The organism is Marivita sp. (assembly GCF_017643905.1).
In the GTDB taxonomy this organism is placed as follows: domain Bacteria; phylum Pseudomonadota; class Alphaproteobacteria; order Rhodobacterales; family Rhodobacteraceae; genus Marivita.
The window spans coordinates 1-7,244 of sequence record NZ_JAEPMO010000185.1; the positions used below are offsets into that span (position 1 = coordinate 1).

A 7,244-nucleotide genomic window follows, 5' to 3' on the forward strand; every position below is an offset into this window, starting at 1 on the left:
AGCTCACCCCTATTCCAACGCGCAATATCAAAAGTTAGCCGCTCAAAAAGTCGTCGAAGATAATTCAATCCTATAAAAGGAAGAACACCTGCGCATACCCCCGAAACGATTGTTCCACTACCCCTTACTGGCACTAACGTCTCAAGAGATGTCCAGAGATTAATTATCTGATTTTCAATGGTATCTGACTTCGAGCTAATCCCATGAAAATCAATGACACGAAAAAACTTCTCTCTATCGGGACCAGAGGGAAGGATAAGCCTAGTAATCATTTCATCAAGCTTGCGCGCAGCAACGTTTGGCTTATTATCATCAACGAAGTGCATTCTATTGATGTGCACTAGAACGACAGAATCTTCTTCTTCGCAGCACGCCTGAAATACAACTGCATCGTCTCCCAGGGCATATTTGCCCTTATGATAAAATAAGCCGAATAAATCGTGAACTCGTGAAATCTTGTCCTTCACGACTGAAACGGCGGAAAAACGGTCAAACGCCTTTACTTCCGTGCAAGAACGTAGGCTTGGCCCTTCTCCAAAGTCTTGAAGCTATCAGGACAACTGGCAAGCATCTTTTTAGGAATTCTTTTAATTAGCGATATCTTAAATATGTCCAAAACCTCTTTACTAACAACTTTTATTGGACTTTTGATTTTCACAAGAACTTTAAATGAATGAAGATGCGGAAAAATTATCTTTAAAAAACCGTCGAGATCATCAGCTGACTTTATCGACCCATTACCAAAGAGGTAATTCACTGCCGCTTTATTAACAAAGAAACTGCTTACACCCATATTCAAGAGCGTAGTAACTAATTCCCGAGAAAGAAATTCAATGTCACTTTTTCGATTGCTTGGTATAGCAAGCTTTAACTGCCGAAAGCACTCAATCACATATGAACCTGGATTTATCTCTCGACCCAAGACCTGAAAGCAACGCTCCATCTCATCTACATTTTCTCGATTTACCTTCAAATAATTACTTAAACGTATAGACAAAAGCCCTTTTACAATCGGATTTCCATGTAAACGCTGCTCCGCTTCATCCAAAATATGAAGCGCCGAACTAAGTGGCAAGCCGATTTGTTTATGGGCCGATAAAGCGAGCAAGAATTCCTTGACCAAATAAGGTGCGTTAGTAGTGGGAGCACGAAAGCTGTCCAATGTATACTCCAAGGTCATCTCATCGATTCTCTGAGCAAAGTATAGTACCCCCCTTAGTTCCGTTGGATCACTCCAATTACTAATGTTTCGAAATCTCATATAAGTGACCCAACGTTAAACAGATGACAAAAAAATCTCACAACCTTGAGGCGTTGTAAACACCCAACTGGTGCACGAATAACCTGCTTTCATAAATCCGAGGACAATTCCGACCAAACGATATCACTGTTTATTCCATTTTGTTATCTGGTTTCAGCGGGATGTCGGTGCAGAAGCGCCCGCCCGGGGGGCGGACGGGCGCTGGCCCGGTCCGGGCTGGGGGTGACCTCTTGGGGTTGGATGGGGTGCGGGGATTGCCGGGCGGATGCCCGGCCTACGGGGTCAGGCGCGTCGCCACGCGCTCGACCGCCTCTCCCATTGCTGGACGAGGCCGTATTCGATGCTCAGCATCACTCCGGTGAAGGCCAGCGCGTAGGCCATGACCGTGGCGGTGTCGAAGAGCTGAAAATAGAGGTGGATCTGGAAGCCGACGCCGTTGGAGCGGCCGAGGAACTCGACCACCAGCACGATTTTCCAGATCACGGCCAGCCCGTTGCGGGTGCTGGTGGCAACGAACGGCCCCAGTTGCGGCCAGATGATGTGGCGCAGGCGGGTCATCGGCGTCAGGCGGTAGACCTGCGCCATGTCCCCCACACCCCGGTCGAGCGTGCGGACACCCTCTCGGATCGTCACGGTGACCATCGCGGTCTTGTTGAGGGCGACGGCGATGATGGCCGCGACCTCGTTCAGGCCGATCCAGAGGTAGCAGAGCACGATGATCACCAGCGCGGGCAGGTTCAGAAAGACGGTGACCCACGGGTCGAGCCACATGTTGAGCCGCTCGGACCGGCCCATGGCGATGCCGAGGGTCATGCCGACGGCCATGGCGAGGGTGAAGGCGAGTGCCACGCGGCGCAGGGTGTTGGCCATGTGGTACCAGAGGGCACCGGATGCGCTTTCGTCCGCGATCTCGTGCCAGACGGCGAGCGGGGTGGGCAGGATGTCGGCGTCGTTCATCGCCCATGCGCCCAGCGTCCAGGCGGCGATCAGCAGGGCGAGCGAGATCAGGGTGACATGGGGTGATGCGCGCATGGGGGCAGCATAGGGGATTTTGCTGTTGGGCGGCTCTTGGACGAAGGTCCAATAGGGCGGTTCGGGCGGCGCTTTTATGGTCGCGCTCATGGGAAGATTCCGTTTTATTCTTGCCGCGGTTCTGTGGTGTCTGAGTGCCGTTTGCGCGGTGGCCGAGGTCTTGTCGGAGGAGGAGATCGCGGCGCGGATCTATGCGCCGATGAGCCTTGGGGCGCTGATCTCGGACAATGGGGTGTACGAGCTGCTCAACTCGGGCGGTGCGCATGCGGGCTACGTGTTCCAGACCGAGCCGATGGCCGCCCTGCCCGGCTTTTCCGGCGCGCCGATCAATGTGCTGGTGGTGCTGGATCTGGAGGGGCGGTTCCTGGATGTGCAGCTTTTGGATCATAACGAGCCGATCTTTGTGTCGGGTCTGGGGGAAGCGCCGTTTCACGCGTTCTTCGAGCAGTATCGCGGGCATTCGATCAGCGATTCACTGGTGGTGGGCACGCCGTATGGGGGTGCGACCGGTGGCGGTGGGTTGATCTATTTGGATGGTGTGACGAAGGCGACCGCGTCGATCCGCATCGCGCATGAGAGCGTGCTGGCGGCGGCGCTGCAGGTGGCGCGCGAGAAGATGCAGGGGATCGCGTCGGGGCCGCCTGCGTACCCGGACCCCGACTATGTCGAAGTGCTGAGCTGGGACGATCTGGTGACGCAGGGCCTCATCACGCGGCGGGTGGCGACCAATGCCGAGGTGCAGGCGCTGTTTGCGGGCACGGTGTGGGAGGATGACGACGCGGAGGCGCTGGACGATCCGGATGCGCCCTATCTCGACCTCTGGATTGCGGATGTGGGGCCAAAGTCGATAGCGCGGGTACTTCTGGACGCGGACACGCTGGCGGAACTGGACCGGTTCATGTCGATCTCGACCTTCGACGAGCCGATCCTCGTGATCGAGACGGCGCGGCACGGATTGGTGTCGGAGGATTTCGTGCGCAACACGTCGCCCGACTGGATCGGCGTGCAGCAGGACGGGTTCCCTGTGGCGCTGCGCGATGCGGATCTGTTTGTGGAACTGAGCGACAGCGTGCCGGATGATCTGCAGGACGGTGTGGCGATGATCCTGCGCACCGACCGGCGGCTGGGGTTTGACCCGACCCGCGAGTGGACCATGCATGTCGACGCGGTGCGCGAACACGGAATGTTCCAGCCCGAGATCGGATCGGTACAACTGACCGCGACCCATGTGACGGACGAGAGGTTCTACGCCCGTCCTGTGGTGGTCGAAAAGCTGCCGCCGTGGAAAGAGGCGATCCTGAACCGCGAGACAGACCTCATCGTGCTGGCGGTTGTCCTCGCCGCGTTGGTCGCGGTGCTTCTGGGCGCGCAAAGCTGGCTGGCGGGCTTGGCGGCGTTCACGCCGGTGCGGTTGGGGATTCTGGCAGGCGTTCTGGGGTTCATCGGCTGGTGGGGGCAAGGGCAATTGTCCATCGTCACACCGCTGGCCGCGTTGCAGTCTTCGATGGCAGGCGGGTCGTTCGCGTTCCTTTTGTACGACCCGTTTTCGCTGCTGATCTGGGGTGTGGCGATCCTTGGGTTTATCCTTTGGGGGCGTGGCCTGTTCTGTGGCTGGCTTTGCCCCTTCGGCGCGATGCAGGAATTTGCCCATCACCTTGGACGGCTTCTGCGCCTGCCCAAGATCGAGCCAACCGCGCGGTGGGATGCGCGGCTCAAATCGCTGAAATACGTGGCACTGGCGGGGCTGGTCGCGGTGACGGTGTTTGTCCCGTCCTACATGGACAAGGCGGCCGAGATCGAACCGTTCAAGACGGCGATCACCACGTTTTTCGTGCGCGAGTGGTACTACGTCGCCTATGCCACGCTTTGGCTGGTCCTTGGCATGTTTATCTTCAAAGGCTTCTGCCGCTACCTCTGCCCGCTCGGCGCCCTGATGGCCATTGGCGGGGTGCTGCGCCTACGCCGCTGGATTCCACGCCGCGAGGAATGCGGATCGCCCTGCCAACTGTGCCGGGTGAAGTGCAATTACGAGGCCATCGCGCCGAGCGGCAAAATCCAGTATTCCGAATGTTTCCAGTGCCTTGATTGCGTGACCATCCATGATGATGCGGATCAGTGCGTGCCCTTGATCCTCAAGGGTCGCGCTGCGCGCCGCGCGCCGCGCACTCTGGGCCATCCCAACACGGTGCCTGCCGAATGAAACGACGTCGCTTCCTGTCCCTTGCCGCCGCCTTTGCCTGTGCCCCTGGCCTTGCTCAGGCCGACACATGGTCGGGTCAGGCGCTTGGGGCGGATGTGTCCGTGACGCTGCACGGGCCGCGCGAGATGACGCAACGGGCACTGGCGGATGTGCCGCGCCTGCTGGTGAATTTCGAAGAGGCGTTCAGCTTGTTCCGCCCGACCTCGCAACTGTCGCTGCTGAATATGATGGGCCGACTGCGCGACCCGAATGCGCTCATGCGGACGCTGATGGCGCGCGCAGATGAGGCGCATCGCCTGAGTGGAGGATTGTTCGATCCGACGATCCAGCCGCTATGGCAGGCCTTGGCAAAAGGTGGCGACATTGACCGCGCTCGGGCTGCACTTGGGTGGCACAGGGTCCGGTATTCGGATCGGATGGTCGAATTGCAGACGGGGCAAGCGCTGACCTTTAACGGCATCGCGCAAGGGTTCGCCACGGATGTGATGCGACTTCTGCTGCTCAAACATGGGGCTACGACAGCTTTGGTGAATATCGGCGAACAGGCCGCACTGGGCGGGCCGTTCACGCTGGGTCTTGAAGATCCGACCCATGGCTATCTGGGCACTCGCGAGCTGCGCGATATGGCGATTGCCACATCGAGCCCCGCCGCAATGTCGCTGGGCGCGCGATCCCATATCCTTGGCCCCCGGGGTGAACGCCCGATCTGGTCCACTGTCAGCATCGAAGCGCCGTCGGCCACGATGGCGGATGCGCTGTCGACGGCGGCGGTTTTCATGGACCGCCCTGCCCTTGAGCGGCTCAAGAGCGCCGCAGGGCTGAAGCGGATCACATTGGTCGACTCCGACGGCAATCTTCGGACCGTCTGATCTTCTCTGGTTCAAAAATACTTCGGGGGTCTGGGGATAGCACCCCCAGGATTTTGCGGTGACGCAAAATCACGATGCGTCGACGCATCGTGCGCCGCACATGAAAAAGCCCCGGCTTGGAAACCGGGGCTTTGTCGTTTCAACGTCTGACCAGATCAGCGTGCGGCGGCGACCGCGCGCTTGGTCATCACGGCCACGAGATGCGCGCGATAGGCACCCGAGCCATGCAGGTCCGAGATCATACCGTCGCCCGATGGGGCAGCCGGAACCGCATCCGCCGAGAAGTTCGACGACAGCGCCGCTTCGGCCTCGGTCCAGCGGAAGACGCCATTCTCCGACGCCCCTGTCACCGCGACGCGCACACCGTCCGCGTATTTGGCAACGAATACCCCGACCAGCGCAAAGCGCGAGGCAGGCTGTTCGAACTTCATGTAAGCGGCCTTTTCCGGCACCGGGAAGCGCACCTCGGTGATGATTTCGCCTTCGTTCAGGGCTGTTGCGAACATCCCCTGGAAGTAATCATCCGCCGCGATGGAGCGGGTGTTGGTGACGATGGTCGCCCCCGAACCCAGAGCCGCCGCCGGATAGCAGGCGGAGGGGTCGTTGTTGGCCAGGCTGCCACCGATGGTGCCGCGATTGCGGACCGCCGGGTCGCCGATATGGCCTGCCAGATCCGCCAGCGCCGGATAGCTGGAGGCCGCTTCGCGAGCGACGGTGGCATGGGTTGTGCCGCCGCCGATGCAGAGCGCGCCGTCGTCACCGGTGCAGACTCCCTTGATCTCGGCAATTGCGCTCAGGCTGACCAGCACGGACGGGGCCGACAGGCGCTGCTTGAGCGTCGGGATCAGGGTCTGGCCGCCACCGAGCGGCAGGGCTTCGTCTGTCGCCAAGGCGGCGACAGCGTCTGCCACGGAAGTGGGCCGTTGGATGTCAAAGCTATACATGTCTCAAGCCCTCCTTACTGGCCGTTGATCGCTGCCCAGACGCGCGAGGGCGACACGGGCATATCGATATGGGAAACGTGGGTGTGGCCACCCGAGTGCAGTGCGTCGATGACCGCGTTCACCACTGTGGGCGGGGAGCCGATCGCGCCTGCCTCGCCGCAGCCCTTCACACCCAGCGGGTTGTGTGTGCACGGGGTCTGGCAGGAATGGTCAACCACATAGTTCGCCATATGCGGCAGGTCGTCGGCGCGCGGCATGGCGTAATCCATGTAGGATGCGCTGAGCAGCTGGCCGTTTTCGTCATAGGCGCAGTTTTCCAGAAGCGCCTGGCCAATGCCCTGGGCGATGCCGCCATGGACCTGGCCTTCGACGATCATCGGGTTGACCACGTTGCCGAAATCATCCGCCGAGACGAATTTTTCGATGGTGACCTTGCCGGTTTCGGGATCGACCTCGACCTCGCAGGCATAGGCGCCTGCCGGGTAGGTGAAGTTGGCCGGATCGTAGAAAGCGGTTTCCTCGAGGCCCGGCTCGATGTCTTCGAGCGGGTAGTTGTGCGGCACGTAGGCGGCGAGCGTCACGTCACCCCAGGCGACCGATTTGTCGGTGCCTGCCACGGTGAACTTGCCGTCTTTCAGCTCGATATCGCTGTCAGAGGCTTCGAGAAGGTGGCCAGCGATCTTCTTGGCCTTGTTGATGATCTTCTCGGTGGCGCGGACCATGGCCGAGCCGCAGACCGCCAGCGAGCGTGAGCCGTAGGTGCCCATGCCGAAGGGGATCTTGGAGGTGTCGCCGTGGACGATGTCGATCATGCTCTCGTCGATGCCGAGCATTTCTGCCACCACCTGCGGGAACACGGTTTCATGACCTTGGCCGTGGCTGGGCGCGCCGACCATCACGGAGATGGAGCCGGTGGCGTTCACCCGGTCAGTTTCGGC

The 7,244-nt window shown here is 59.7% G+C and carries 7 protein-coding genes; 2 read left to right on the forward strand and 5 right to left on the reverse strand.

Annotated elements, in window-relative coordinates; all coding sequences use genetic code 11:
- The 3 genes from JJ869_RS20705 to JJ869_RS20715 form a co-directional block, all read right to left on the reverse strand.
- Positions 1 to 467, reverse strand: a 467-nt coding sequence (locus JJ869_RS20705; protein WP_292270256.1) for a hypothetical protein, incomplete at its 3' end; no start/stop codon positions are given.
- Between the two features lie 32 nt (positions 468 to 499).
- Positions 500 to 1,174, reverse strand: a complete 675-nt coding sequence (locus JJ869_RS20710; protein WP_292270258.1) for a hypothetical protein — start codon at positions 1,172 to 1,174, stop codon at positions 500 to 502.
- A gap of 369 nt (positions 1,175 to 1,543) precedes the next feature.
- Entirely contained in the window at positions 1,544 to 2,383 is an 840-nt protein-coding gene (locus JJ869_RS20715; protein WP_366510487.1) for an ABC transporter permease, read from the reverse strand.
- Here JJ869_RS20715 and JJ869_RS20720 point away from each other — a divergent pair.
- Both JJ869_RS20720 and JJ869_RS20725 read left to right on the forward strand, forming a co-directional pair.
- The gene (locus JJ869_RS20720) at positions 2,382 to 4,493 is read left to right on the forward strand and encodes a 4Fe-4S binding protein (protein ID WP_292270260.1); all 2,112 of its coding nucleotides are present in this window, start codon (positions 2,382 to 2,384) and stop codon (positions 4,491 to 4,493) included. The two genes, JJ869_RS20715 and JJ869_RS20720, sit on opposite strands and share 2 nt — an antisense overlap.
- Positions 4,490 to 5,362 (forward strand): FAD:protein FMN transferase, encoded by an 873-nt coding sequence (locus JJ869_RS20725; RefSeq protein WP_292270263.1) that lies wholly within the window; start codon positions 4,490 to 4,492, stop codon positions 5,360 to 5,362. The genes JJ869_RS20720 and JJ869_RS20725 overlap by 4 nt, the downstream gene beginning before the upstream one ends.
- Positions 5,363 to 5,517: 155 nt before the next feature.
- On the opposite strand, the gene JJ869_RS20730 is transcribed toward JJ869_RS20725, so the two are convergent.
- Both JJ869_RS20730 and JJ869_RS20735 read right to left on the reverse strand, forming a co-directional pair.
- The gene (locus JJ869_RS20730; protein ID WP_292270265.1) at positions 5,518 to 6,306 is read right to left on the reverse strand and encodes a xanthine dehydrogenase family protein subunit M; all 789 of its coding nucleotides are present in this window, start codon (positions 6,304 to 6,306) and stop codon (positions 5,518 to 5,520) included.
- 14 nt (positions 6,307 to 6,320) lie between these two features.
- A partial coding sequence (locus JJ869_RS20735; RefSeq protein WP_292270267.1) for a molybdopterin cofactor-binding domain-containing protein occupies positions 6,321 to 7,244 on the reverse strand: 924 nt, incomplete at its 5' end.

Excerpts from the sequence above, each read along its gene's own strand:
- JJ869_RS20720 (WP_292270260.1), top strand. The coding sequence starts at position 2,382 with ATGGGAAGATTCCGTTTTATTCTTGCCGCGGTTCTGTGGTGTCTGAGT.
- JJ869_RS20715 (WP_366510487.1), bottom strand. The coding sequence starts at position 2,383 with ATGAGCGCGACCATAAAAGCGCCGCCCGAACCGCCCTATTGGACCTTC.
- JJ869_RS20725 (WP_292270263.1), top strand. The coding sequence starts at position 4,490 with ATGAAACGACGTCGCTTCCTGTCCCTTGCCGCCGCCTTTGCCTGTGCC.
- JJ869_RS20730 (WP_292270265.1), bottom strand. The coding sequence starts at position 6,306 with ATGTATAGCTTTGACATCCAACGGCCCACTTCCGTGGCAGACGCTGTC.